24 protein-coding genes are annotated in these 24981 nt (G+C 63.3%); 21 read left to right on the forward strand and 3 right to left on the reverse strand.

From position 1 onward, the window contains the following. Window positions 1-146: 146 nt before the first annotated feature. Window positions 147-824: a lytic transglycosylase domain-containing protein gene (locus GRI99_RS09185; protein ID WP_237438251.1), complete on the reverse strand. Its 678-nt coding sequence runs from the start codon at window positions 822-824 to the stop codon at window positions 147-149. 126 nt (window positions 825-950) lie between these two features. Between GRI99_RS09185 and GRI99_RS09190 the strand changes: the two genes are divergently transcribed. From GRI99_RS09190 to GRI99_RS09240, 11 genes are all read left to right on the forward strand, one after another. Beyond that, window positions 951-1853 (forward strand): DUF7146 domain-containing protein, encoded by a 903-nt coding sequence (locus GRI99_RS09190; RefSeq protein WP_237438252.1) that lies wholly within the window; start codon window positions 951-953, stop codon window positions 1851-1853. An 80-nt stretch (window positions 1854-1933) separates the two neighbouring features. After that, entirely contained in the window at window positions 1934-6169 is a 4236-nt protein-coding gene (locus GRI99_RS09195) for a strawberry notch-like NTP hydrolase domain-containing protein (protein ID WP_160771769.1), read from the forward strand. Window positions 6170-6226: 57 nt separating this feature from the next. Beyond that, complete coding sequence (locus tag GRI99_RS09200) at window positions 6227-6640, forward strand: MbcA/ParS/Xre antitoxin family protein (RefSeq protein WP_160771770.1); 414 nt, start codon at window positions 6227-6229, stop codon at window positions 6638-6640. Then, window positions 6637-7359 (forward strand): RES domain-containing protein, encoded by a 723-nt coding sequence (locus GRI99_RS09205; RefSeq protein WP_160771771.1) that lies wholly within the window; start codon window positions 6637-6639, stop codon window positions 7357-7359. The genes GRI99_RS09200 and GRI99_RS09205 overlap by 4 nt, the downstream gene beginning before the upstream one ends. Window positions 7360-7512: 153 nt before the next feature. Continuing rightward, on the forward strand, window positions 7513-9498 hold the full coding sequence (locus tag GRI99_RS09210) for a ParB/RepB/Spo0J family partition protein (RefSeq protein ID WP_160771772.1): 1986 nt from the start codon (window positions 7513-7515) through the stop codon (window positions 9496-9498). A gap of 158 nt (window positions 9499-9656) precedes the next feature. After that, the gene (locus tag GRI99_RS09215) at window positions 9657-10598 is read left to right on the forward strand and encodes an ArdC family protein (protein ID WP_160771998.1); all 942 of its coding nucleotides are present in this window, start codon (window positions 9657-9659) and stop codon (window positions 10596-10598) included. Window positions 10599-10609: 11 nt separating this feature from the next. Continuing rightward, window positions 10610-11035 carry a hypothetical protein gene (locus GRI99_RS09220; protein WP_160771773.1) on the forward strand — a complete coding sequence of 142 codons (426 nt, stop codon included), beginning with the start codon at window positions 10610-10612 and terminating at the stop codon, window positions 11033-11035. 344 nt (window positions 11036-11379) lie between these two features. Then, window positions 11380-12333, forward strand: a complete 954-nt coding sequence (locus GRI99_RS09225; protein WP_160771774.1) for a DUF2493 domain-containing protein — start codon at window positions 11380-11382, stop codon at window positions 12331-12333. Between the two features lie 124 nt (window positions 12334-12457). Beyond that, a complete protein-coding gene (locus tag GRI99_RS09230; protein ID WP_160771775.1) occupies window positions 12458-12943 on the forward strand; it encodes a DUF6878 family protein in 486 nt (161 codons plus the stop codon). A gap of 11 nt (window positions 12944-12954) precedes the next feature. Next, window positions 12955-13392 (forward strand): DUF6915 family protein, encoded by a 438-nt coding sequence (locus tag GRI99_RS09235; RefSeq protein WP_160771776.1) that lies wholly within the window; start codon window positions 12955-12957, stop codon window positions 13390-13392. A 317-nt stretch (window positions 13393-13709) separates the two neighbouring features. Then, on the forward strand, window positions 13710-14111 hold the full coding sequence (locus GRI99_RS09240; protein WP_160771777.1) for a single-stranded DNA-binding protein: 402 nt from the start codon (window positions 13710-13712) through the stop codon (window positions 14109-14111). Between the two features lie 112 nt (window positions 14112-14223). Here GRI99_RS09240 and GRI99_RS09245 read toward each other — a convergent pair whose 3' ends face one another. Then, window positions 14224-14460: a DUF6437 family protein gene (locus tag GRI99_RS09245; protein WP_160771778.1), complete on the reverse strand. Its 237-nt coding sequence runs from the start codon at window positions 14458-14460 to the stop codon at window positions 14224-14226. 340 nt (window positions 14461-14800) lie between these two features. On the opposite strand from GRI99_RS09245, the gene GRI99_RS09250 reads away from it, so the two are divergent. Beyond that, window positions 14801-15034: a hypothetical protein gene (locus GRI99_RS09250; RefSeq protein WP_160771779.1), complete on the forward strand. Its 234-nt coding sequence runs from the start codon at window positions 14801-14803 to the stop codon at window positions 15032-15034. Between the two features lie 102 nt (window positions 15035-15136). Here the strand turns inward: GRI99_RS09250 and GRI99_RS09255 are convergent, their stop codons facing one another. Then, on the reverse strand, window positions 15137-15331 hold the full coding sequence (locus GRI99_RS09255) for a hypothetical protein (RefSeq protein ID WP_160771780.1): 195 nt from the start codon (window positions 15329-15331) through the stop codon (window positions 15137-15139). Window positions 15332-15801: 470 nt separating this feature from the next. Between GRI99_RS09255 and GRI99_RS09260 the strand changes: the two genes are divergently transcribed. From GRI99_RS09260 to GRI99_RS09300, 9 genes are all read left to right on the forward strand, one after another. Further along, window positions 15802-16794, forward strand: a complete 993-nt coding sequence (locus tag GRI99_RS09260; protein ID WP_160771781.1) for a tyrosine-type recombinase/integrase — start codon at window positions 15802-15804, stop codon at window positions 16792-16794. Then, window positions 16791-17972 carry a tyrosine-type recombinase/integrase gene (locus tag GRI99_RS09265; protein WP_160771782.1) on the forward strand — a complete coding sequence of 394 codons (1182 nt, stop codon included), beginning with the start codon at window positions 16791-16793 and terminating at the stop codon, window positions 17970-17972. Before GRI99_RS09260 ends, GRI99_RS09265 begins: the two co-directional genes overlap by 4 nt. A 274-nt stretch (window positions 17973-18246) precedes the next feature. After that, entirely contained in the window at window positions 18247-18672 is a 426-nt protein-coding gene (locus GRI99_RS09270) for an organic hydroperoxide resistance protein (protein ID WP_160771783.1), read from the forward strand. 11 nt (window positions 18673-18683) lie between these two features. Next, the gene (locus GRI99_RS18860; protein ID WP_160771784.1) at window positions 18684-19175 is read left to right on the forward strand and encodes a MarR family winged helix-turn-helix transcriptional regulator; all 492 of its coding nucleotides are present in this window, start codon (window positions 18684-18686) and stop codon (window positions 19173-19175) included. After that, window positions 19172-19861, forward strand: coding sequence for a glutathione S-transferase family protein (locus tag GRI99_RS09280; protein WP_237438253.1), 690 nt, complete (start codon window positions 19172-19174; stop codon window positions 19859-19861). The genes GRI99_RS18860 and GRI99_RS09280 overlap by 4 nt, the downstream gene beginning before the upstream one ends. A 113-nt stretch (window positions 19862-19974) precedes the next feature. Continuing rightward, complete coding sequence (locus tag GRI99_RS09285; RefSeq protein WP_160771785.1) at window positions 19975-20610, forward strand: TetR/AcrR family transcriptional regulator; 636 nt, start codon at window positions 19975-19977, stop codon at window positions 20608-20610. Continuing rightward, complete coding sequence (locus tag GRI99_RS09290; protein ID WP_160771786.1) at window positions 20603-22279, forward strand: MFS transporter; 1677 nt, start codon at window positions 20603-20605, stop codon at window positions 22277-22279. The genes GRI99_RS09285 and GRI99_RS09290 overlap by 8 nt, the downstream gene beginning before the upstream one ends. Then, window positions 22276-23469: an HlyD family secretion protein gene (locus GRI99_RS09295; protein WP_237438254.1), complete on the forward strand. Its 1194-nt coding sequence runs from the start codon at window positions 22276-22278 to the stop codon at window positions 23467-23469. Before GRI99_RS09290 ends, GRI99_RS09295 begins: the two co-directional genes overlap by 4 nt. After that, the gene (locus GRI99_RS09300; protein WP_160771787.1) at window positions 23469-24854 is read left to right on the forward strand and encodes an efflux transporter outer membrane subunit; all 1386 of its coding nucleotides are present in this window, start codon (window positions 23469-23471) and stop codon (window positions 24852-24854) included. The genes GRI99_RS09295 and GRI99_RS09300 overlap by 1 nt, the downstream gene beginning before the upstream one ends. Window positions 24855-24981: the final 127 nt, after the last annotated feature.

Consider the following 24981-nt stretch of genomic DNA (forward strand, 5'->3'; position numbering starts at 1 on the left):
AACGGCTCTGGCAGCCCTCAATTTTTGGTTCCGAGGCACTCGAATTACATCTGCCCATCCAAAAGTAATATGGAAAAGCTTGAAACATAGGAGAAGTGTGCGCTGCACATTTTTGCTTCTCTTGTACGGGACGGCTAAGCCTCAACTCACTCAGCCTCCATTGCTGCTCTCCAACGTTGCACCACGCTGCGAACATATGTCGGGGTTTCCCGATTGCGCGGGATGCCCCTTGCCCGTTCGACAGCCCTTGGCCCAGCGTTGTAAGCAGCGAGCGCCAGTTGCACCACTCCAAACTTGTCGAGCATTTGCCGCAAATAGCGCGCGGCGCCGTTGACATTCGCCACCGGGTCAAACCGGTTGGCCACTCCCAGGTCACGAGCGGTTCCCGGCATCAGCTGGCCCAAGCCAGCAGCTCCTGCCTTGCTTACAGCAGTTGGATTGTAGCGGGATTCTGTCCAGACCAGCGCATCGAGGAGGCCGGCGGGCAGGGCATGGCGCGCTTCGGCTGCTCTGACGTGGCCCAAGTAGGTCGCTCGACGGAAGTTTGATGAAGCGCGGTCCCGTTGGGATATATGGTGATCAAACTGGCTTTGTAAGCCCGCTGTGGTCGCAGGCTCTTGAACATCAGCCGACTGCGGCCGCTGCCAAGCTCCGTGTTCCACCAACCGGAAACCTGTCGCATCCTCACCGTGAGGATCGCCTAGCGATGTCTCAGTGGTAAAATCGCTCACAACACTGGTGACAACCCGTCCTTGCGCCGGAGAGGTGAGGGCAAGGGCTAAGCCCAAGATGCCGACAAGAACCTTTGCAAACACCATCATCATCATCAAATCCGTGGCTGGTCGATTCATGGTGGAACATATATAGAACAATGGCTGTAGGAAATGCCCCATCGCAATAGGGAGAGCGGAGGCGGCACCGGGGAGGGTATGCAATCCGGAGCCAAACTGATGTCATACGATGCCCATGCCCACGGCGATGACCTTGAACGCCGCGCCCGCCAGATCGTCGAGCGCCTCTCGGGAACCTGGCGCCAGGGGAAGGGCATGTGTTGTTGCCCCGCGCACACCGACCGAACACCGTCGCTGAGCGTGACTTTGGGCAACAAGGCGATCCTCTTCCATTGCTTTGCCGGTTGTCCGAATGCCGCGGTCATGGCCGCTCTGGGCCGCGCTGGTGTGCGAACGCGAGACCTGTTCGATCCCACCCGCATCGCCGTCGTCGAGCGACATTCTCCGGATCGAGCGAAGGACAACGCCCGCCGCTTGTGGCAGGAAGCGCGCGCTTTGGCGAAAAGTCCGGCTGCCGTTTACCTGAAGTCGCGCGGCCTTGCGCAATTGCCGTCCGCCATACGTTATCTTGAGCGGACGCCACTCGGTCCCAAAGGCAGCGTCAAGTTCCTGCCTGCGATGCTGGCAGCAGTGACGACCGACACGGGCCTTGTCGCCGTGCACCGCACCTTCCTCGATCCCGCGCGCTCGGCTTTGGCGCGGTTCGAGCGCCCCCGGCGCGCACTTGGGTCCCTCGGCATCGGGGCGGTGCGACTTGCTCCACCTTCAGATGAACGCCTCGGCCTTGCCGAAGGAATCGAGACCGCACTCTCGGCCATGGCCCTATTCGGCATTCCTTGCTGGGCAACGCTGGGGAACGAACGGTTCGGCCTGGTGGCGATCCCGGAGAGCGTACGCGAGCTTCATCTGTTCGTCGATCACGATGCCGGGGGGAGAGTCGCAATTGAGCGCGCTTTGAGAGCCTATGCGAGACCAGACCGGCGCATTCTGACCCGTGCTCCCGCGACGCCAGGGTTGGACTGGAACGACGTGCTCCTGTCCCGCCAGATGCAGCAGACCTGAACCGCAAGCCCTAGAGGAGAGAAGGCTTCGAGCAGAGCGAGGCCCATCGATCATCGTGGTGCCTCGTCAGGAGGTTTGCCATGTCCAGTCTTGCTCCCGCCCTTCCCTTCGAGGACACCAACCCGCCGCTGGTGCTCGCCGCCGCACGGACTATTGGCGAAAAGTTGATCGCGGGAACTCCAATCACTCGCGCGACTATCACCGGCATTCTTACCGACCTGTTTGGCGGCAGTGATGCCCAGGGCTGCTGGTCGCTACGCGACGCTCACGCCGCGCTCGAACTGGCGCAGGTGTTGTCCGTGCAAGGCACTGAGACGATCGATCTCACCGCGTCCATCGATGAGGCTGATAGCTGGTTCACCGCGCTTGAGACACGCCTTCCGGTACAATCCACCCGCAGCGACGAACAGATCTCGTGGCAGCAGTTTGCGACTCCGCCAAGGATCGCCTGGCTCGCGGGGCGAGCCTGCTCCTTCCTGCCCGGCGACCTGGTTCTCGAACCCTCAGCCGGCACCGGAATGTTGGCGGTCTGGGGTGCCCGTGCCGGCGCAAGCCTTGCCCTAAACGAAATCTCCCCATTGCGGCGCGATTGCTTGGAATATCTGTTCCCCATGTCCCGCGTGACGGGCCATGACGGCGAGCTGATCGACGAACTGCTCGATCCCGCTGTCTTGCCGCAAGTCGTGCTGATGAACCCGCCATATTCGCACGGTGTTGAACGCGGCCATGATGGAAAGACCGGGGCGCGGCACTTGCGCTCGGCCTGGAACCGCCTGGCGCGCAGTGGTCGTCTTGTCGCCGTCATGCCCGAGTGGTTCGATACCGGCCGATTCCTCGCCAACATCAAGGGACCCGCAGAACTGCGGCTCAATGTCGCGGTCGAACGCGCCTTTGCTCGCCCTGGCACAGGCATCACCACGCGCCTGCTGGTGCTCGACAAGGTTGAAGGTGCGGGTAACCCCGTTGTCGCCCGCACCAGTGCCTTTGCCGAACTCGTAGCCCTGATCGATGCTTTACCTGCGCGCTTTGAAGGTGCAGCCAGTGCGGAGCGATCAGGCATTCCCTTTCGCTCGCCGTTCCGCCTCGTTGCGAGTTCACGGCGACCGCTGCCAATTGCGGTCCGTCCTGCTCCCGCGCCGACCGCAATTTGTCCGCTGACCTACCGGTCGCTCGAGACACCTGCGCTAATCGAGGCCCAGGTCGGCCATTACCTGCCCTACCGGCCAAGCCGGATCGCAATCGAGGGTGCGGCAGACCATCCCACGCCGCTGGTTGAATCCGTCGCCATGGGGTCGATCGCCGCACCCATACCCCATGCTGTCCCGCACTTGCCGGATGGCCTCGTTGCCAAGGGGCTGCTGTCGGCGGCCCAGGCCGAGTCCCTGATATATGCGGCCAGCGCGCATGCGCGCGACCTCCCGGGACGTTTCGAGCCTGAAGACAAGGGCTGCTCCATCAAGGCATCAGGAGAGGGACAGGTCTATCGTCAGGGCTATTTCCTCGGTGATGGAACGGGTGCTGGCAAAGGGCGCCAGGTCGCGAGCGTCATTCTTGATCGCTGGGTGCGCGGCGAGCGCCGGCACATCTGGATATCGAAGAACGAAGCATTGCTCGAGGATGCGAGGCGCGATTGGTCTGCACTCGGCGGCTTGCCGATCGATGTCCAGCCGCTCGGGAGCTGGAAGCTCGGTTCACCCATCGCCATGCGTGAGGGCATCCTGTTCGTCACCTACCCCACCTTGCGCTCGGGCCGCGTTGATGCGTCCCGGCTCGAACAGATCCTGGCCTGGGCCGGCGACGACTTCGACGGTGTGATCGTGTTTGACGAAGCCCATGCCATGGCCAATGCGGCAGGCGGCGAAGGCTCGCGCGGCAAGATCAAGGGATCGGAACAGGGCGTTGCCGGGGTGCGGCTGCAGAACCTTCTGCCACGCGCCCGGGTGCTCTATGCTTCAGCAACCGGTGCGTCGGACGTCAACAACCTCGCCTATGCCACCAGGCTTGGTCTGTGGGGTCCCGAGACCGCCTTCGCCAACCGGGAGGCGTTCGTGGCCGATATCCGCAATGGCGGGATTGCGGCGATGGAACTGGTGGCACGGGACCTCAAATCGCTAGGTCTCTACACCGCCCGCGCGCTCTCGTTCGCCTGTGTCGAGTACGAGATCCTCGAACATTGCCTGACCCCGGACCAGATCGCGGTCTACGATGCCTATGCCGATGCCTGGGCGATCATCCATGCCAATCTGCGCGAGGCGCTGGAAGCGACCCGGATCGTCGATGCCGACAGCGGCGGTACGTTGAACTCAGGTGCCAAGGCAGCGGCACTCTCGGTCTTTGAGGGAACCAAGCAGCGCTTCTTCGCCCAGCTGCTCCTGTCGATGAAGCTCCCCAGCCTGCTGCCCGCGATCGATACCGCAATTGCCGATGGCCATGCCGTGGTCGTGCAGCTGGTCTCAACCGCCGAGGCCATGCTCGAACGCAGGCTGGCTGAACTGTCGCCTGAGGAACTCGAGGCGCTCGAAATTGACCTTAGTCCCCGTGAATACGTGATCGACTACCTCGCCAAGAGCTTCCCGGTACGCTTGATGGCGGTGTTTACCGACGAGAACGGCAATCCGCGTTCCGAACCGATGAGCGACGAGCAAGGCGCGCCGGTCCTGTGCCGCTCGGCGCTCGCCGCGCGTGACCGGATGATCGAGCAGCTCTGCGCGCTGCCGCCGATCGCAACCGCGCTCGATGCCATCATCGAGCGGTTTGGCGTCGACGAAGTGGCCGAAGTGACCGGCAGGACGCGGCGATTGATCGTCGGGCATGACGGTCGCCAGAAGCTGCAATCACGCTCGCCCCGCGCCAATGTCGCCGAGACGCAAGCCTTCATGGATGGCACCAAACGCATTCTGGTGTTCTCGGATGCCGGGGGCACGGGGCGCAGCTACCATGCGGACCTTGCTGCGAAGAACCAGGCCAGGCGGGTGCATTTCCTGCTCGAGCCGGGCTGGCGGGCCGACGCCGCGATCCAGGGGTTGGGGCGCACCAACCGCACCAACCAGGCCTCGGCCCCGCTGTTCCGGCCGGTGACCACTGACGTGCGCGGCGAGCGCCGGTTCATCTCGACCATTGCCCGCAGGCTCGACAGTCTCGGCGCGCTGACCCGCGGGCAACGTCAGACCGGCGGACAGAACCTGTTCGATCCGGCGGACAACCTGGAGAGCACCTATGCCAGGGAAGCGCTCCTTCGCTGGTTCGGTCTGCTCTTTTCCGGCAAGCTCGAGGCGGTCAGCCTGACGCGGTTCCAGGACCTGACCGGGCTCAGGATCGCAGCAGCCGATGGTTCGATGGTCGAAGACCTGCCCTCGATCCAGCGCTGGCTCAACCGCATCCTCGCCCTGCCGATCGCCTTGCAAAACGCGATCTTCGACGAGTTCATGGGTCTGGTCGAGGCGCGGGTCGATGCCGCGCGGCAGGCGGGCACGCTTGATCTCGGGCTCGAGACGATCGCGGTCGAGGATTTTGCGATCCTGTCCGACACGCTGCTGCGCACCGATCCGCACTTGGGCGCGACGACCCATTTGTTTGAACTCGAGATTGCCCGGGCTTTGAAGCCCCTGGCGCTGCAGCGGCTCGAGGAACTGCATGGTATCGGCGGTGAGCGCCAGCGATGCGTGCGCAATGCGCGCTCTGGGCGTGTTGCGCTGCTGGTTCCTGCGCGCAGCATCCTCGCTGACGATGGCACGCGGGTGTCCCGGTTCGAACTTCTGCGTCCCCTGAAGCGCAGCCACATCACTGCCGACCAGTTGGCGGAAAGCAGTTGGGAGGATGTTGATGTCGGTCAGTTCCGCCAATGCTGGATTGCCGAGGTCGAGGAAGCACGCGCCAGCCATAAGCGTGAGCGGCTCTATCTCGCGACCGGTCTGCTGCTGCCGGTCTGGGACAAGCTTCCGGCCGATTTCGTGCGGGTGAGCCGGATCGCGGCGAGCGATGGCCGCTCGTTGCTCGGCCGCGAGGTCCCGGTCCACTGCGTGCCGGACCTGTGCCGGGCGCTGGGGCTCGAACACGAGCAGAAGCTCTCGACCGATGATATTGTTCGGTCGGTCATTGCGACGGGCCGGGCGATGGAACTCGCCAGCCGCGAACCGCTCATGGTCAAGCGCAGCCTGGTCAACGGTTCGCAGCGCCTCGAACTCACCGGATGGAGCGCCGCGCGGCTCGACTGGTACAAGGCGCAAGGCTGTTTCACCGAGATCATCCGCTACCAGACGCGGCTGTTCGTTCCGCTCGAGGGTGCAGCGGCGGTGATTGCGCGGCTCGACCCATAAGCCCGCCATTGCCAAATGGCAGATATTTGCGTATATGATGCCATATGGAGACAGGTGATGCTTGCGCTACAACCCGTTGATACTCTCGCTCCCGCCTTCCGGCCGGAGCCGATCTCGCAGGACGAAGCAGCCGCCATGTTCCGCGCGGCAATTAACCTGTTCGGCAAATGGGAGCTGACCGATGAGCAGGCCGCCACCCTGCTCGACATGCCCGTGCGCTCCTATCGCCGCTGGAAGGCGGAAGGGGCGGGGCGTATCTCGCGTGACGGGAGCGCGAGGCTCTCCAACCTGATGGGGATCCACAAGGCGCTGCGGATCGTGTTTGCCGAGAGCCAGCGCGGTTATGCCTGGATCAAGGCGAGCAACGAAGCGTTCGGCGGCGGCAGCGCACTCGACGTCATGCTCGGCGGCGAACTCACCGATATCATGCGCGTGCGGCGCTATCTTGATGCGGCGCGCGGTGGCTGGTGACCGGCCCAGGTGATATCCCGCTCTGCGAAGTGCAGTGGAAAGACGCGGTCAGGATCATCCGGAGCGCTTTCCCACCGATTGACCTGTTCGAGGATATTGCGGATCCCGCTGACTGGCCGCTGCTGATTTCGGCAGAACAGAAAACCAACCCGCGCATCATGGCCACGATCGGTAATCTTGACCTGGTCCCGGTCGATCGCCGGGTGGGCGGGCAGGGCGCTTCCTACCTCATGGCACCCTTCACCCATGTCAGCAAGGATTGGCCGAGCCGCTTCACCGATGGCAGTTACGGCGTGCTCTATGCTGGCAGAGAGTTCGAGACCGCGCTGTTCGAGACAATCCATCACCATGCCCGCTTCATGGCGCGGACGAAGGAAGCTCAAGGCTGGACCTCGCAGTTTCGCGAGGTCATTCTGACGGTCAAAGCAGGACTACATGACCTGCGGATCCCGGAGCTCGTCGCCCATCCTGCGCTAGCCGCCGACAGTCATGCGGTATCCCAAAGTCTGGGGGTCGCCTTGCGCGCAGCCGGGTCCGACGGGGTCGTCTATCCCAGCCTGCGACATAGTGGCGGTGAATGTGCGGCGCTGTTCTATCCTGATTGCGCGTCCGATCCTGTTCAGGGGCGGCACCTCGATTATCATTGGGACGGTAAGCGCGTCGATCTTGTCCGTGATTCAGGTTCAGGAGCGGTCTTCAGGCTGGTCGAGCAACCTTGACCCCTGGGTTTGCGGCCCGTTCGCTTCCGCCTGACGCTGCAGCACCCGCAAAGAACCACGCGATCTTCTGAGAGAGGAGAGAGGGCTTTGCCCTGATCGAGCCAGATGGACATCGAAGGTCGATGGACCGGCTCGCAACCAGGAGTAAGTCCCATGATCAAGTCGATCCCGCTGAGCAAGCTGGTGCAGTCCCCGCGCAATGTCCGTCGTCACGGCGATCCCAATGCCGATTCCGAGCTCAAGGCGAGCATTGCCGCGCACGGTCTGCTGCAGAACCTCATCGTCAAGCCCGGCGCACGCGGCAAGTTCGAGGTCGAGGCCGGCGAACGCCGCCGCCAGGCATTGCTGGCGCTCGCCGAAGACAAGGTCCTTGCCCGCGACCACGAGGTCACCTGCCTGGTGCTCGAAGACAGCGATGCCGCCGCTGGAACCAGTCTCGCCGAGAACTTCCACCGCCTGGCGATGAACCCGGCCGACGAGGCCCAGGCGTTCGCCTCGCTGATCGAACAGGGGGCAAGTGTCGAGGAAGTCGCGCGCCGGTTCGGCGTGACCGTACGCTTCGTCGAAGGGCGGCTGCGCCTGGCGACTCTCGCTCCGGTCGTGTTCGACGCTCTGGCTGCGGGTGAGATCACTCTCGATATGGCCAAGGCCTTCGGCGCGACCTCGGATCAGGTGATCCAGGCGCGCGTGTTCGGTGAGGTCACCACCGGCTATTATGCGCCGCATCCGGACTCGATCCGGCGCATGGTGCTCTCTGGCACGGTGCGTGGCAGCGATCCCCGTGCCCGCCTCGTGGGCCGTGAGGCCTATCTTGCCGCCGGTGGCCGGATCGAGCGCGAACTGTTCGACGACGAGGACAGCGAAAGCTGGGCCGATGTTGCCCTTCTCGAGACCCTCGCCGCCGCGAGGATGGAAGAGCAGGCCCGGATCATTGCTGCAGAGCAGGGGCTCGCCTGGGTCAAGCCGACCCTCGATCCCTATGCCAGCCACGACCTGGTCGAAGGCCTGATCCGCCTGCCTGCCGAGCCTGCGCCGCTGACCGAGGCAGAAATTGCCCGGCTCGACGAACTCGATGCGTCCTACGATGAGCACGCCGCAATTCTGGAATGCGAGGACAGCGCCGAAGAAGCCGTCGCGGGGGCCGAAGCGGCGATCGAGGCGATCGAACGCGAGTGCCAGGATATTCGGGCGCGGCCTCCGGTGCTCGCTCCCGAGCAGAAGGCCGAGGCGGGCATGATCCTTGTCCTCGCGCGCGACGGCACCCCCACGCTCCAGCCGGTGTTCTATGGCGAACGTCCGGGACCGGATGTCGATGACGGCGATGCCATTGAAGTCGTGCCGGGTGAGGGCGGCGAGGGAAAGCGCCGTGCCACCATGTCGAAGCGCCTGGCCGATGAACTCGCCATGCAGCGCCGCGACGTGCTCGCATTGCACCTCGCCTCCGATCCGGCCCTCGCGCTCGATCTCATGATCTTCACGTTGGCTGATGCTGACAGCCACGACTGGCGCGCCCGGGCGGCGACCACGCTGCGCGGGCCACTCCCGGCCGGTCCGATCGTCGGGTTCGAGGCCAAGGACGCAGCCGCCAGTGCGTCGCTGGCCGAGCTCAGGTCCGGTCTCGATGAGACCTGGCGGGCGGGCGAGGATGTGGCTGCGCGCTTCGACCTGTTCCGTGCGCTGAGCGACGATGACCGTGCGGCCTGGCTCGGGTTCGTCGTGGCCCGCACGCTCGAAGCAAGTCTCAACATGACCGGCGAACGCCACATCGCCTTCCACGAACATCTCGGCGGCATGATCGGCATCGACATGGCGGCTTGGTGGCGGCCGACGGCGGCGAACTACTTCGACCGGGTGCCGAAGCAGGTGATCCTTGACGCTCTGACCGATGTCGGCGGGCTTGAACTCTCCTCGCGCTTTGCTGCGGTCAAGAAGGGTGATCTCGCGATGAGCGCCGAACGGGTCTTTGCCGGAACCTACATCACCGAGGTCGCCGTACGCGACAAGGCGCTCGCCTGGGTGCCCAAGGTGATGCGCTTTGGTGCAGCTGCTCCCGCAGCGGACAAGACCGAACTGGACGGCGCGGAAGGCATGACCAGTGCCAACGACACCAACCGGTCCCCGAACGAGCTGGCTGCCTGACCTCCTCCTGACAGGCAGAACCACTCGTCAACACGGAAGCGGTCCTTCGGCTCACGCCGGAGGGCCGCTTCTTCGTGTAGCCAGGAGAGGGGAGGGGGCTCGGGCGCTGGTTGGACCTGCCCGGCGATCAGGCTGGCCGGTCGATCAGGAGATCCATCATGGCCTATCGCAAACAACGTGGCAGCGGCTTGTCGCCTGCCGCCCGCATCACCCAGGAAATCATCGCCCGGCTCGAGGCCGGTACAAGGCCATGGATCAAGCCCTGGCGCGGTGTGCCGCAATCGCGGCCCTTGCGTGCCTGCGGCATTCCCTATCGCGGCATGAACGTGTTCTGGCTGTGGATGGTCGCCGACATGTGCGGCTACGCCTCACCATTCTGGATGACCTACAACCAGGCAAAGGACTTGGGCGCACAGGTGCGCAAGGGCGAGAAGGCGACTATCGCCATCTTCTACAAGAGCTACACCAAAGAGGTGGAAGCGCCCGATACCGGAGAGAAGAGCGACGAGGCGCGCCGGGTGCTGAAGGCCTATCCGGTGTTCAATGCCGATCAGGTCGACGGTCTTCCCGACCGCTTCCATCCGGCGGCAACGCTCGACTTGATTGAGCCGGAGGGTCGTGAGCAGGCGCTCGACACCTTCTTCGGGGCCATTCCGGCTATGCTGCGCCATCAAGGTGACCAGGCCTATTACGAGCCTTCAGCCGACCGGGTCACCATGCCGCCCGCGCACCTGTTCAGCGGTTTCGACCACTATTATGCGACGCTCGCCCACGAGCTGTCGCATTGGACCGGTCATGCCAGCCGCCTGGGGCGGGACCTGAAGAACCGGTTCGGCACGGCGGCCTATGCCGCCGAGGAACTGGTCGCCGAACTCTCGAGCGCGATGCTTGGGGCAGAACTGGGCCTGCCGGTCGCGCATCTCGACAACCATGCGAGCTACATCGACCACTGGCTGAAGCTGTTCAAGGAGGACGACCGGGCGATCCTGACCGCGGCGGCCAAGGCCGAGGAAGCCTCGCACCTGCTGCTCCGGCTCGGCGGGCACCTTGCCGCCGAACAAGCCGACGAGGATCCCGCTGACACCCAGCTGGCGGCCTGAGGGAGGCGATCATGGGACGATCGGTCAGTTATCCGAGCGGCGCACTGGTTGCGTTCACTGTGCTCGAAGCCGACGACGAAGACGACTGGGACTTCGCCTGCGAATGGCTGCGCGATGATCTGCGCGAGCGGGCGAGAGAGGCCTTTCCCTCGCTCGTTCCGCACGAGGGCTGGCGCGGCCGCGAAGATCGCATTCTGCTGCGCAACGCCTATGCCGACTTCGGCTGCTCGGTCTACGGCGGGCTTGTTGCCGTGTGGATCGCCGAGCGGGATGACGGTGCATACTGGGACGCCGAGTGGCGGCACGCCCGCTCGCCCCGCGCGCAGCATTGGCTGGGGCAGATTGCGCCTCGCTTCGATGTCCTGTTCGGCGACTACGACTGCCTCGGGCACATGTCGAATGGCGAAGGCGTTTACCGGAGACGGCAGGCGGCCTGAGACTTCGCAAGCCCCCCTGCTACCGTTCTGCGGCGGGGATCAGTGCCGTTCCTTTGGGGCGGACTGCGTACAGAGCATCACCCCATCGACCGATGTGAATTGCGTGCGCTCCGCGCTTGGCCTTGCGCCATGCGAGAGAGGCCCTGGGCCAGCCGGCGCTCCCCGCAACCCGGCTTGGGCAGGCCCGTGTTGGCCTGGCCTTTGGCCAGTCCTGCCCGCGCCAGCCCGCCCAAGCGGGTTCCCCTGACGGTGCGGGTCCCGCCTCAAGCTGACCCTGACGGGCTCTCGCTGGCGCAGCCCAATGCTGCAAGCGTCAGCGTCACACCAGTCAGGAGGATAGACCCATGCACACCACTTTTGTCGACCAGCTCGCCGGGCTCGATCTCGCCGGGTTCTCGATCGGACCCGCGCCCTTGGCGCAGACCGACTTCCCGACCTCGGAGGAGGTCAACCAGACGCTATCCGCTGTCTGGTCCGACCTGTTTGCGATGGTATCGGGGACCGCGCTCGAAGCCGATGGAGAGGACCTGGGCTGGGCCTTCGTCAATCTGTTCCACCGGTCTGCGCAGCGCAAATCCACTGCGCTCGACCGGGCGACCGATGAGGTTCGCGCACTCATCGCCACCGCCGATGGCTCGGAAGTCCACACCCACGATCTCGAGACCCAGATCGAGCGAGCGCAATGCGCCGAGAGCGCCATGCTGGCGCTCGAAGAGATGCGCGAGGTTGCCGCCAGTCTCTACCTCAACGAGTTCGGATCCTCGTGGAAGCCGGTGTCGAGTTCGCGCTTCAACCACGGGGCCATGCTGACCTCCGCGCTGGTCGAAGGCCGCGACTTCCTGCGCGCGCGTTCCGAGGCGAGGCATCGGGCCGCCATGCCCGAAGGCACGCCGGTCGTCTTCGCCGGTGGGCGCACCCGCCAGGCAAGCGATGCCGAGGCGGTGACCTTTGCCAACAACGTCTGGGCCACCCTCGACAAGGTCCACGACCGGGTTCCCGACATGGTCCTCATCCACGGCGGCGACACCAAGGGGGTCGACCGGCTCGCGGCCAGCTGGGCCGAGCGGCGCGGGATCGCGCAGGTAACCTTCTCGCTCGATATGCGCCTTGGTGCCCGGGCCGGGTTCAAGCGCAACGAGCGCATGCTCTCGGCGGATCCGCGCTACGTCGTCGCCTTTCCTGGTAACGGCGTTCTTGAACGCCTGGTGATCGAGGCCAAGGCCCGGCGGATCACCGTGGTCGATCGCCGTGGCCCGCTCGGTACCTGCCCGAAAAGCACACCGGCCAGCACCTCCTAAGGCCGCCAAGGCCTTCGCGCCAGCGCCCGCGGGCGCTGGCGTTACCGCGGAAGAGAGGAGGCATGCGCAGGGTTTTGCGGTGCCGGTGAAGGCCATCGGGACCGCCAGGCCTAAGGAGGATACGATGAACGATTTGACCACGATGATGGCGGAATTTGCGAGCCATCTCGCGACGCGGCAGATCCGCGTCGCCGACCGCATCGGGCAGCTGGAAGAAGTGCTCATTCCGCAGCTCAGGGCTGGCGGGATCGCCGCGGTCGAGGTCACTTTCGACGGCGCGGGAGACAGCGGCGCGGTCGAAGACGTGCTGTGTCTGGATGCCGCCGGGGCGACGATCACCTGTCCAAGCGTGATGCTGGAACTTCCCCCAGCCCAAGCGCGGGCAGGCAATGGTGGAGATGAGGGGTTTGGCGATGATGGCCGAACGCCGCAGGCACTCGATGCAGCGCTTGAGCAGCTGACCTATCTTGCGCTCGAACGGCATCATCCCGGGTGGGAGAACAACGACGGTGCTTACGGACAGCTTGTGATCGACGTCGCGGCGGGCACCTTTGCGCTCGATTGCAGCCTGCGCTTCATCGCCACCGACGATCATTCGACCGCGCTCTAGGAGACCAGCTCATGGCTCATTGCTATTATCACGCGCTCTCCTCGGTCCGCAAATGGGGCGGGGTGGTCGACGATTATCTCCCGCTCCACCAGTGGTTCGACCAGTCGAAAGCCATTCTTGCCGACCCGCGCCACCGGGCCTTGCGTCACCATGCCGAGGGGATCTTCATGCTCGAGACGCTGTTCGGGGCGACAATCGTCAATGCCGATGGCCGCACTGTTCCGGTGCGCCTCGTCGGCGAACAGCATGTGCGCGAGGACCTTGGTGTCATTCCCTCGTTTGCCGACTGGGCGCGCCTCATCTCCCCGCAGGCATGGATGCTGCGTGGGCATCCGCTCGACGAGGCCGAAGTGGTGACGGTGGACATGGCGCAGGCGAGCGATGGCGCTGCGTTCAAGGCCATGCCCGTGTCTGGGGCCGAGGTTCGATCGGTCACCACGCCAATCTGACGAGGCCGATCTGACAGGGCACCTGCGGAGCGTGGCTGGGGGACGAGAACAGCTTGTCCAACAGGACCGAGAACGAGGCTGGCTAACCCCGCTCAGGGCATTCAGCTCCACCCGGCTTCGATGCAAACCTGTCCCTGAAACACCCCGCGTCGAGACGCGCAACCCGGATCGGGTTCGGCCGTGTTGCCGGGCTGTGCCCGGCTGCCCGCACCACCCGTACCAGATCCGGGTTCCCCTGCGGTGCGCTTCGCCACTGGGCGCTTCTGCTCGGGTTTGCAGCCGGGATGGACCCGCGCTGCCCGATCAGGAGAAGTACCATGACCAATCTCGTAATCCTCGTTGGCCGCATCGCTCGCGACCCCGAAACCCGCACCACGCAAGGTGGCACTGAGATCACCCAGGTCTCGGTGGTGACCGACCGCCCGGCCCGCAAGGACGGCAAGACCTACAAGGACGAGAACGGCTACACCGCCAAGGACAGCGAGTTCCACCGTGTCACCTGCTTCAACGGCCTCGGCCAGAACGTCGCCAAGTATTGCACCAAGGGCCAGCTGGTGACTGTCGAAGGCCGCATCCATTACACCCAGTGGGAAGACCAGGACGGTACCAAGCGCTACGGCTGCGAGATCATCGCCGACAAGGTCGACTTCCTCTCGAAGGGCCGGGCCAATGGCAGTGACACCGCCAACGAAGGCGCTCCCGACATCGACGAGGACTGACCCTCGCAAGCATTGAACAAGGCCCCGGTGGCGCGAGCCATCGGGGCCTTTTTCTGTGCTCACCGGCGATGGCGGCGCGAGGGGCATCGAACCCCCCGCGCCGCCTGATGGCTCATCTTGGCGATGGGGAAATGCGCTTCATCGTCTCCTCGATACCGAGCTCGCGTACCCTCAGCATCAGCCGCTTGAGCGCTGCCGGTTCGAGCGTCTCTGCGCCGCATTCGAGCATGATCGCACCGAGTTCAGCGGCCACGCTTTCGCGTAAACGCGCTTCCTCGACGGCAAGCTGTTCACGTTGCTCCTGCAATCTGCGCAAGGCATCGCGCGCATTCACTTTGGACCTGGCCATGGGACAAACCTTTCGTTGGCCGTTGGTCCCCTCCAGCCCTGACAGTGCCACTCGCTCGCTCCTGTAGGAAACTGGTTTCTGGGGCGAGAGCAGCTCGATGCCGCGAGGGTTGGAGAGAGGTTTCTCTCGCAGACTTGCCAAGTGTGACGGGGGCTTTGGGGCCGCGTCAAGGACGACGGGGCCCCACCATTTTGCCTCCCCTTCGCTGCGCTACGGTCCAGCAAAATCGTTGCCCCCATCGCCGCTGCGCGGCCGCGCCATGGCGCGGTCCCTGACCCAGCCCGTCACCCCCATCCGTGCAGATCCTGATGCGACGCATCGACCATCAGGAGGAACGATCATGCATATCTCACACCACACCGTCCGGGGCATCTCGGCAGACCAGGCAGCCTTCGTGGCCGCGCTCGACCAGGCCCACGCCCGGTCCTACCACAGTTACTTCACCCAGTACGTTCTGACCGACGATGAGCGGGGCTACATCGCCATCGACGAGGGTGACTACGGGGCGCTTCCCCCGGCCTATCTCGACCGGGTCATCGACACCGTGCCGGGCAGGCTCAGCGACGAATTCTGACACCGGCCACGAGGAGGAAGTCCATCAGGGCTTCCTCCTTTTGTTTTGCTCGAGGACCTTTGCGAACCCCGTAGTTGTTCGGGATAGCGCAGTCCATGGGTCTCACTCGCCGCCTTCTGGCGTGTCGAATGCCTCGAGCCGTTCGGGCATGCCGAGCACCTTGATCGCGGCGAATGTGATTGCCTCGGCACGGGTCGGGAAAGCCTCGGCCGAGCTAATAGACACACCATTGGAATAGGTGACCTTTGTCTGGAACCCATTGCCCTTGGGGTTTGCGCTCAAAGTCACCTGCGTCATGGTATGGACTCCCTCGCGTCATTGCCGGGACCATGATCATAGGTCGCTGCGGTCGACTTTCACACCGTCATCATCAAATTGCCGCTGCGGTCAAAGGTACCCGCTTCTTGCTTGGCAGCATTCCCCATATCCTCCTGATACGAACCGGATCTGGCAGCCGGATTTCGACCGGCAAAGGGGGTACAATTGGCACACCGTACGCAGCCTAAGCTGCATTTATGGAGCAAAACCTAGTAAAAACAGATAGTTCGAAATTTCTAACCCACCGGCAATCTGTGGGTGGGCAAGGCACAGCCGTCACCCACAAACGCCAATCCAATAAGCTGAAACTGACCGGTCATGTGGCCCGTCGAGCCTCACTTCCGCTCGGGATTACATGGGATAATGAACTGCCCGGCTTCGGACTGCGCAAGCGCAAGTCCGGACACCTTAGCTGGATATTGAAGTACAGGCCCCGAGGCGTGCAGAGGATGGTGACGCTGGGACGCGCGGGAGTGGCGGCAGGTGCGCTGGGCGCTCCCGCCGCGCGCGCTGCCGCGCGCAGATTGCTCATCAGGGCTACGCTTGCCGACCTGCCGTCTGCGCCCGAGCAGAAAAAGGTCCCGCTCTTTGTCGACTTCGCCGAGGAATTCTGGACCGACTATTCGCCGCACTGGAAACCGTCGACCAGGACGAGCTCCCGCTCGCGCATCGATCAGCTGCTGATACCGCAATTCGGCGAACTTCCGGTCGACATGATCGCACGATCCGACATCAACCGCTGGCGCGACTCCATGACAAAGAAGGAAGGGAGCTTCAATCGCACCATCCCGATCATGTCGGTCATGATGCAGTATGCGGAGAAGCTCGGGTATCGCGCCAAGAGCACCAACCCTTGTCGCGGTGTTTCCCGCTTCAAGCGCGAGCTCCCGGAGCGCTACCTTTCCGCCGACGAATACCGCCGGCTCGGCAGCGTGTTAGCCAGTCACGAGTTTGCGAACCCGTTCGTGACCCCGGCGCTCCTCATGCTCATTTACACGGGCGCACGTGCCTCTGAGATCACAACACTGCGCTGGCGCTACGTCCAGATTCCTCGACTTGCCTTGCCCGACAGCAAGACCGGCCCGAAGACCATCTATCTCAACCGGCAAGCGATTGACGTTCTGAATGGCCTCGACCGCCGTGCCGACGACCAGCTTGTCTTTCCGGCGTTGCATCGGGAGAATCCAATCGATCTGGGACAGCACTGGATCAAAATCAGGCGCAAGGCCGCTCTACCCGATGTCCGGCTTCATGATCTTCGCCACAGCTTTGCCTCGGTGGCCATTGCCAAGGGCATTCCGCTCGCGACCATCGGCAAGCTCTTGGGGCATGCGTTGCCCGAGACGACCGCGCGCTATGCGCACCTAGCCGACGACATCATCTTGGAGAGTGCCGAGCGGATCTGTTCGAGCCTCGCCGGCGCACTGGGCATCGCGGCGTGACGGGATACGACCTCAAGCATATCCTGGCCGAGGAACTCGCGCGCGTTGTTCCGGGTGAGGCGGGGAAGCGGCGAACGAGATTTGACTATGTGCTTCCGGGCTTTGGCGAGCGCATCCACAGCTCAGGACGCAAGAGCTACGTCCTCCAGCGGACCATCGGCGGCAAGCAGCGGTTGATAACGATCGGCGATGCCGCCATTGTTACCGAGCGCCTCGCGAAGGATATTGCCCGCCGTCTGATCCTCCGGATCGAGGTCGGGCAGAACCCAGCAGACAAGAAGAAGCGCGGCAGGAAGACGCCGACCTATGCGGCGTTCCTTCAGTCCTACTGGGATGTGGCGGCACCGACCTGGAAGAAGTCGACGCGCGAGATCCACGACATCTACCGCCGCACGCACCTCGATCATGCGTTCGCGAGCAAGTTCATCGACGAGATCGATCATGCCGATGCGGTGCGCTGGCACGCGGAGGTAACGCGCTCGGCAGGGCCGGGCGCAGCAAACCGCGCCATGGAAATTCTGAAAGCCATGTTCGCCAAGGCCGAGGCCTGGGGCTATATTCCTGAGCACTCAAACCCCTTTCGAGGCGTGAAGAAGAACAGGGGGCGCAAGATCGAACGGTTTCTGAGCGACGCCGAAATGGCGCGGCTCGGGAAAGCCCTTGCCGACCGGCGCGCTGACCAGCCCGTCGAAGCGGCGCTAGTCACACTGCTCGCGTTGACAGGATGCCGACGCGGCGAAATCCTCAACCTCACCTGGGGCGAGGTTCAGGGGAGGAAGCTCAAACTGACCGACTCCAAGACCGGCCCGCGTATCGTCTGGCTTGGCGAGGAGGCGAGGGCGGTGCTCGATGGATTGCCGCGCGGGAAGAGGGATGAGCGGGTGTTTCCATTCAAGGGGCAGTCGGTTTCAGCGATTGACTGGTTCTGGCGCAAGCTCCGACGTGATGCCGGTCTGGATGACGTCAGGCTCCACGATCTGAGGCACAACTATGCCAGCCTGGCAGCGCGATCATCCGAGACTTTGCCGATGATTGGAAGCCTCCTTGGCCACAGGCAGGTTTCGACAACAGCTCGGTATGCACACTTGGATGATACCTCCCTCCTTGAGGCTGCGACCGAAATTGGTGATGAAATCGCGTGCAGACTGGCGCTATCCGAAGCCCCCTGGCGTCAGTGAGATTTCGCGCTCCAGAGATTCGAATTCAATGTCGTGGGGTCTAATTCGCTTGGCAGCTTTGCGCCCCAAATTAAGGCCATCGAATTCCATGCGACGATCACCTCGAAGCGGACATTAGAATGCATCGGTGGCGATCTGTCGGCAAAGCTTCAGCAATCATCAGGCATAGCCCATGTCAGTCAGCCCCCGGAACTGACCAAATAGAAAAAGAGACCGCTTGACGAAATTACATTGCAGCCCATATTATGGCTAGCCAGTTAAAAGGACCGATGCCATGAAGATACTCTATACTGCCCAGGTCACTGCCACAGGCGGTCGTAGCGGTTGCGTTGCCAGCGACGATGGGTTGCTCGAAGTCGATCTTGCCCTGCCCGCAGCACTGGGCGGAAAGGGTGGAGCGACCAATCCCGAACAGCTTTTCGCGGCTGGTTACGCTGCCTGTTTCGGCAATGCGGTAATCCACGTCACCCGCAACACGCACAAGATCGCCGATAACGACGTCACAGTCGTCGGTACGGTCTCGATGTCGCCGAATGCCGAAGGTGGCTTTGTCCTGTCGGTCGCACTCGATGTCGCTATTGCCGGGGTCGACCAGGACACGGCTGAAAAGATCGTGGCACAGGCACACGAAGTCTGCCCCTATTCCAACGCGGTACGCGGAAATGTCGATGTTGACCTTAAGGTTCGGGCAGAGGCCTAACGGAATCGCCCGTGACGACAGAGCACCGTCCATCAGCTGAAGAGGAGGATGAACTGCTGCGGCTCGACCGGCAGCTGTGCTTCCCCCTCTATGCCGCAACCAATCTTCTCCAGCGCCTGTATCGGCCGCTGCTGGAACCGCTTGGCCTGACCTATTCGCAATACCTCGTGATGCTGGTTCTGTGGGAGCGTGAGCCCGTCACGGTAGGTGCGCTGCAGTCCTGCCTGCACCTCGATGTCGGCACGCTCAGCCCCATGCTCAAGCGCATGGAGCGTGCCGGGCTGGTGGAACGGATGCGCGATCCGCAAGACGAACGCCGCGTTCTGATTGCACCCACTGCGCATGGGCGCGATCTGCATAGCGCAGCTCGGGAAATACCGCGTGCCTTGTCGAAGCAGGTGGGAATTGAGGAAAACCAGCTCGCCGATCTGCGCGCCATGACCAGTGCCTTGGTCGAGCGTTTGGGAGAGGCCGCGGAGCAGGACGGCCATCACTCCGCATGATCCTGACCCTTGCGCCAAAAACAAACTATGCGCCCACTCCAGAGGATAAACGCATGATCGTCGTTCACCACCTTGAAACTTCGCGTTCGACACGTATTCTGTGGCTATTGGAAGAGCTTGATCTCGAATACGAGCTGCAAAGCCACGCCAGGGTTAGCGGACGCGCGCCCGAAAATCTCAAGCATATCCATCCGCTGGGCAAGGCGCCCTTCATCGTCGATGGCGATCTGGTCCTTGCGGAATCGAGCGCGATCCTGCGCTATATCGACGCTCGTTACGGCGATGGCCGTCATTCTCCCAAGGCGGGCACCGCACAGGGCGCGATGCACGACCAATGGCTCGATCTGGCGGAGGGGTCTGCCAGTTTTCCGCTTCTGCTGCCGTTGCTGGGCCGGATGATGGGCGGGCTTCCCGATCCGATCGCGCAGTTCGCGGATGCGCGAGGCAAGGATCTGCTCGCCTACATTTCCGAAGGGGTGGGCGAAGGGCCTTTCCTGATGGGCGGTGAACTGACGCTAGCCGACATCCAGATGGTCTATACGCTTGAAATCGCCAGAATGGCAGGCGCCCTCGATGCCTATCAAGTGCTACAATCCTATCTGGACCGGCTGCACCGACAACCGGGCCTGATCAAGGCGATCGAACGGGGTGGCCCACTGGTGCCGCCCGAGCTGGCGAGCGCCTGACCCCCACGAGACCCGACAAACGCATTAACTCACCGAATCCGTAATTCATCACTTGATTAAATAGTAATTGCGTCTATCTACCTGTCCATTCGCGGCGCGTTGAAGGATAGATCATGGCGCAATCCGAACGAACGCGCGGTCGGCCCAGAAAGAACGAGATAGATTCCGTGCAGGCCATCATGGACAGCGCGGTCCCCATATTCGCCGCCAAGGGTTTTGACGCCACCAACCTGCGTGAAATCGCCGATGATGCGGGGGTCAACATGGCCCTGGTGTCTTACAATTTCGGGTCCAAGCTGGATTTGTGGAAGCGGATCATCGAGATCATTGGCCAGAAGATCGAAGCGGCGCAGATGTTGCTGGCCAAGACCACCGGCTTCAGCGATCCGGGCACTACGCTACGAGCCGCGATGAGTGCCTATATCGGCTTCATGGCGGCCCGGCCCGACGCGGCGCGCTTCATGGTGCGCGACATCGATCATGATCCTGAACGGGCGCAGTGGATATATGACCATGTGACTCGCCGTCTGCTCGATCAATTCCTCCCTCTCATCGCACGAGCAAAAGCGGACGGCGCGATCAGCGCCGCGCATCCTGAAATGACCTTCCTGCAATTCGCCTTCGGCACGGCCGCCTGCATATTGCGGCGCGACCGGCTGACGCAGGATTCGCCTGAATTTTCCGATGATGGCCGTTTTCGCGCAGCCCTGCACGCAACCCTTGTCGAACCGCTGTTCCACGGTGACTGACGCAACGCCTTCATCCGGCGGCTATGTGTTCAAGCCGCACGAACGGCCTTTCCTGGCCGGTTCTCCCGCCAACCCGGATCATCCGACGCGGCGCAAGGCAGGCTATCTGCTGATAGGGATATATCTGGCCGTGCTCGGCGGTTTCCAGAACGGCCTGCTGCTGGCCAATCTCACCAGTCTGCAGGGCCATCTCGCGCTCACCCCGGTGGAATCGGGCTGGGTCACTGTCGCCTACAATATGACCAATGCGTGCATGAGCATATTGCTGTTCAAGATGCGCCAGCAGTTCGGCATCCAGCGTTTCGTCAGGGTCGCCATGGGTGCGTTGCTGCTGGCCAACTTCGTGCAACTGTTCGACGCAGGCTACCAGATCGAACTCGTCTCGCGCGGGATTTCCGGCATCGCCGCCAGCTGCCTATCGACGCTGGGCATCTATTACCTGATGCAGGGCCTGCCGCCGAAAGCGCGGATCGCGGGCGTGCTGATTGGCCTTGGCCTGTCGCAGATTGCCCTGCCGCTTGCACGCGCCATCTCGCCCGCACTGGTTGCCGGGGGCGACATCACCCACTTGTTCGACCTGCAATTCGCACTTTCGTTGGTGGCTTTCGGTTCGGTCTTCATCCTGCCGTTACCGCCAGGCGAGATTGAAAAGGCATTCGAGAAGCTCGATCTTGTCACCTTTCCGTTGCTGGCCACCGGGATGGCGCTGCTATGCACCTTTCTTGTTCAGGGCCGTATACAGTGGTGGACCACCCCGTGGCTGGGATGGGCGCTGGCGGGCGCCATGGTGATGATCGGCGCCGCATTCCTGATCGAACATAACCGCGCCAATCCCATGCTGCATACCCGCTGGATGACGAGCAAGAACATCCTCATCTTTGCCGTTACCGGCGCCCTGATGCGGGTTTTGCTGTCCGAACAGGGTTTTGGAGCTGGCGGCCTGCTGGCCACAGTCGGCATGATAAACGATCAACTGGTGACCTATTACTGGATCATTACCGGCGCGACGTTGCTTGGCCTTGTGGTGCTGATCGTGCGACTGGATGTCAGTGATCTGCAACGCCCATTGCTGGTGGCGCTGGCGCTGATTGCCGTGGCGGCTTTCATCGATACGCGCGCCGGCCTGCTGTCGCGCCCGGAGAATTTCTACTGGACGCAGGCGATGATGGCCTTTGCCGCGATCTACTTCATCGGATCGGCCATGATGGAAGGGTTGCTGCGCGCACTGGCACGGGGGATGGACTATATCATCAGCTTCATTGCCGTGTTCTCGCTTTCGCAAACACTGGGCGGGCTGGCCGGTGTTGCCGGGCTGGCCGCGTTCCAGACCATTCGGACAAAAGTGCATCTGATGGAAATCGGGCGGGAATTATCGCTGACCGATCCCGCCGTTGCGCAGGCCATCCAGCAGCGTGCTGCCGCCTATAACGCCACCATGGCCGATCCGGTGCTGCGGCAGGCCAGCGGCGCCGGGCAACTGATCCAGCAGGCGGGGCGCGACGCGGCGATCCTTGCCTTCAACGACATGTTTTTCCTCATTGGTGTGATTGCGTCCATCGCCTTTGCAGTGCTCCTTGCGAACTGGCTCTACAACCGTGCGCGCGGGATCAAGCCCCTGGCCAAGGAACTTGAGGCGCTTGCAGCGATCATGGGCGGAGCAAAAGAATGAGCCAGAAAAAGCCAGACCAGCAAACCGAAGGGGCCAGCAAAGGGCCGGACATGCAACCAGACAAAACACCTGATAACGGCACCGGTACAATTCCCGGTGAAGGGGGTTCCGAGGCAGAACCCACGGCGGACGAGACCAGTGCCGAAGGATGGGCCCCGGAGAGATCGCGCCTCAAGACGATCTTCTTTGCCCTTGCCATCATCGCTGGCGCACTGGCCGTGCTCTATGCCTGGCAGTTGCCGCCGTTTCAGGCGGACAGCCAGACGACGGACAATGCCTATGTGCGCGGCCAGACCACTGTCATCAGTCCGCAGGTCGGCGGATATGTCACCGAAGTGCTGGTGCGGGATTTCGCCGATGTAAAAGAGGGCGAACCGCTGGTGCGCATCGATGACAGGATCTACCGGCAACGGGTGGCACAGGGCGAGGCCGGCATGGCAGCGCAGAACGCCAGCCTCGCCAATGCGGCACAGAGCCGGCGCTCGGCTGAGGCGCAGCTGCGCCTGCAAGAGGCCTCCGTCGCCAATGCCCGCGCCCAGCTGGCCAAAGCGCGGGCCGATATACGCCGGGTCGACGAACTGGTCGGCGAAGGATCGGTATCGCTGCGCGAACGCGACCAGACACGGGCTGCCTTGCGTCAGGCAGAGGCGGGTGTGGCGCAGGCCATGGCTCAACGCGACATCGCGCGCGAGCAGCTGCGCTCGGTCGATGTCGGGCAAGGCGGGTTGGAAGCGCAGGTCGAAGGAGCCACCGCATCGCGCGACCTTGCGCAGATCGATCTCGACAACACTGTTATTCGCGCCCCGCGCGATGGCCGTCTGAGCGAGGTTTCGGTGCGTGAAGGGCAGCTGGTCTCGCCCGGCACGCAGATGATGTATCTGGTGCCGGAACAGCTGTGGGTGGTCGCCAATTTCAAGGAAGCCCAAACTGCCGGGATCAGAGTGGGCCAACCAGCCACACTCAGGATCGACGCGCTGGGCGGGCTTGAACTTGCAGGCACGGTGCAGAGCGTCTCGCCCGCTGCGGGTAGCGAATTCAGCGTCATCAAGCCCGATACCGGCGCAGGCAACTTCGTAAAGGTTCCGCAGCGCATCGCAGTGAGTATTCGCATCGATCCGAACCAGGAAGCGGCGGCCAGACTGGGGCCGGGCATGTCGGTGATCGCAACGGTTCACACGGGGGATCGCTGATGCGCCGCCACACCGCCCGCCGTTTGACCCCGATCGCCTTCCTTGCCGCTTTGGCCGGATGCGCACCCACGCTTGCGCCAATCCCCGATGCCAGCGTGGTGACGCCGCCTGTCGCATGGCGGACGCACCTAGATGCGCGCGGCGATGTAGAGCGGCAGTGGTGGGATGCCTTTGGCGATCCGGCACTTTCGCAAATCGTGGCCGATGCACAGGCCAACAATCCCGATATCGCCATCGCAGCCGCGCGTGTTCGTGAAGCGCGCGGGCAGGAACGCGCCGCGCGCAGCCTGCTGCTCCCCACGCTCAACGCCACGGCGGGGATCAGCGAATCGCGCAGCCTGAACGCCTTTGGCAGCGCCAACGAGGGGCTGGCCGCGCAACCGCTGTTTCAGGCGGCTTACGAGATCGATCTGTTCGGCCTCAACCGGGCACAGATAGATGCCGCGCGCGCCAACAGCGCGGCAACACAGGCAGCGCGGGAAGCCGCCACGCTAGCTGTTACAGCAGCTACGGTATCTGGCTATATCACCCTGCTGACGCTCGATAGCAGGCTCGAAATTCTGCGGGAGGCGCTTGCCGCGCGCGCCGAGGCGCTGAGGATCGCGCGCGACCGTGCGGAGGCTGGCTATACCTCGCAGCTCGAACTGCGGCAGGCAGAGGCCGAATATCGCGCCGCGCAGCAACAAATTCCCGCGATAGAAGCCGCGATTGCCAGGCAGGAAAACGCGCTGTCGCAGCTGGTCGGGCAAACCCCGCGCGCTGTCGCCCGCGGCGGAACCTTCGCCGATCTGCAAGCGCCCGCCATTCCCGCCGTTCTCCCAAGCGAATTGACGCGGCGTCGGCCCGACATTGCTCAGGCGGAATTCACTCTGGCCGCTAGCGACGCCCGCCTGCGCGCGGCGCGGGCGCAGTTTCTTCCGCAACTGCGCCTTGCCGCCTCTGCCGGTGCGGTGCTTTCGTCGAACCTGGACGATCCGGTGGGGATCTGGTCGTTTGGCGGTAGCGTCCTTGCACCCCTGTTCAGCGGTGGCAGGCTGGAAGGGCAGTTCGACGCCGCGACAGCCCAGCGTGATCAGGCCGCCTTCGCCTATCAGCGCACGGTCCTGACGGCATTTCGCGAGGTAGAGGATCAACTGGCCGTGATTGACCGTCTGGCACAGCAGGAGCGCGCCCTGCAGGCCCAGCGCGCAGCCGTGGCCGATGCCCTTCGCCATGCCACCAACCGGTATCGTGCAGGCTATTCGCCCTACCTCGAACAGATCGACGCGCAGCGCGCGCTGCTGTCGGTCGATCTCGCGCTAGTTCAGATCCAGAGCGACCGCCTCAATGCCCATGTCGCGCTATACCAGGCGCTGGGCGGCGCTCCGGGCGACTCGCCGTCATGAACAAAATCCAGTAACTGGCTGGATGTCGCACAGTGGCCAATTTTCGCCTGTCATCGGCCCGCGTAAATACGACCGTTTCCAGCGCTGCGAGGTTGAGCACTGATGGCAATCGTGGGGGGATGGAAGA

This window comes from Alteraurantiacibacter buctensis (genome assembly GCF_009827655.1).
GTDB lineage: Bacteria > Pseudomonadota > Alphaproteobacteria > Sphingomonadales > Sphingomonadaceae > Alteraurantiacibacter > Alteraurantiacibacter buctensis.

Coding starts and splice junctions, on each gene's coding strand:
- GRI99_RS09195 (WP_160771769.1), top strand. CDS start 1,934: ATGTCCAGTCTTGCTCCCGCCCTTCCCTTCGAGGACACCAACCCGCCG.
- GRI99_RS09210 (WP_160771772.1), top strand. CDS start 7,513: ATGATCAAGTCGATCCCGCTGAGCAAGCTGGTGCAGTCCCCGCGCAAT.
- GRI99_RS09240 (WP_160771777.1), top strand. CDS start 13,710: ATGACCAATCTCGTAATCCTCGTTGGCCGCATCGCTCGCGACCCCGAA.
- GRI99_RS09285 (WP_160771785.1), top strand. CDS start 19,975: ATGGCGCAATCCGAACGAACGCGCGGTCGGCCCAGAAAGAACGAGATA.
- GRI99_RS09215 (WP_160771998.1), top strand. CDS start 9,657: ATGGCCTATCGCAAACAACGTGGCAGCGGCTTGTCGCCTGCCGCCCGC.
- GRI99_RS09260 (WP_160771781.1), top strand. CDS start 15,802: ATGGTGACGCTGGGACGCGCGGGAGTGGCGGCAGGTGCGCTGGGCGCT.
- GRI99_RS09250 (WP_160771779.1), top strand. CDS start 14,801: ATGCATATCTCACACCACACCGTCCGGGGCATCTCGGCAGACCAGGCA.
- GRI99_RS09200 (WP_160771770.1), top strand. CDS start 6,227: ATGCTTGCGCTACAACCCGTTGATACTCTCGCTCCCGCCTTCCGGCCG.
- GRI99_RS09190 (WP_237438252.1), top strand. CDS start 951: ATGTCATACGATGCCCATGCCCACGGCGATGACCTTGAACGCCGCGCC.
- GRI99_RS09255 (WP_160771780.1), bottom strand. CDS start 15,331: ATGACGCAGGTGACTTTGAGCGCAAACCCCAAGGGCAATGGGTTCCAG.
- GRI99_RS09185 (WP_237438251.1), bottom strand. CDS start 824: ATGATGATGGTGTTTGCAAAGGTTCTTGTCGGCATCTTGGGCTTAGCC.
- GRI99_RS09300 (WP_160771787.1), top strand. CDS start 23,469: ATGCGCCGCCACACCGCCCGCCGTTTGACCCCGATCGCCTTCCTTGCC.
- GRI99_RS09230 (WP_160771775.1), top strand. CDS start 12,458: ATGAACGATTTGACCACGATGATGGCGGAATTTGCGAGCCATCTCGCG.
- GRI99_RS09225 (WP_160771774.1), top strand. CDS start 11,380: ATGCACACCACTTTTGTCGACCAGCTCGCCGGGCTCGATCTCGCCGGG.
- GRI99_RS09270 (WP_160771783.1), top strand. CDS start 18,247: ATGAAGATACTCTATACTGCCCAGGTCACTGCCACAGGCGGTCGTAGC.
- GRI99_RS09295 (WP_237438254.1), top strand. CDS start 22,276: ATGAGCCAGAAAAAGCCAGACCAGCAAACCGAAGGGGCCAGCAAAGGG.
- GRI99_RS09280 (WP_237438253.1), top strand. CDS start 19,172: ATGATCCTGACCCTTGCGCCAAAAACAAACTATGCGCCCACTCCAGAG.
- GRI99_RS09245 (WP_160771778.1), bottom strand. CDS start 14,460: ATGGCCAGGTCCAAAGTGAATGCGCGCGATGCCTTGCGCAGATTGCAG.
- GRI99_RS09220 (WP_160771773.1), top strand. CDS start 10,610: ATGGGACGATCGGTCAGTTATCCGAGCGGCGCACTGGTTGCGTTCACT.
- GRI99_RS09235 (WP_160771776.1), top strand. CDS start 12,955: ATGGCTCATTGCTATTATCACGCGCTCTCCTCGGTCCGCAAATGGGGC.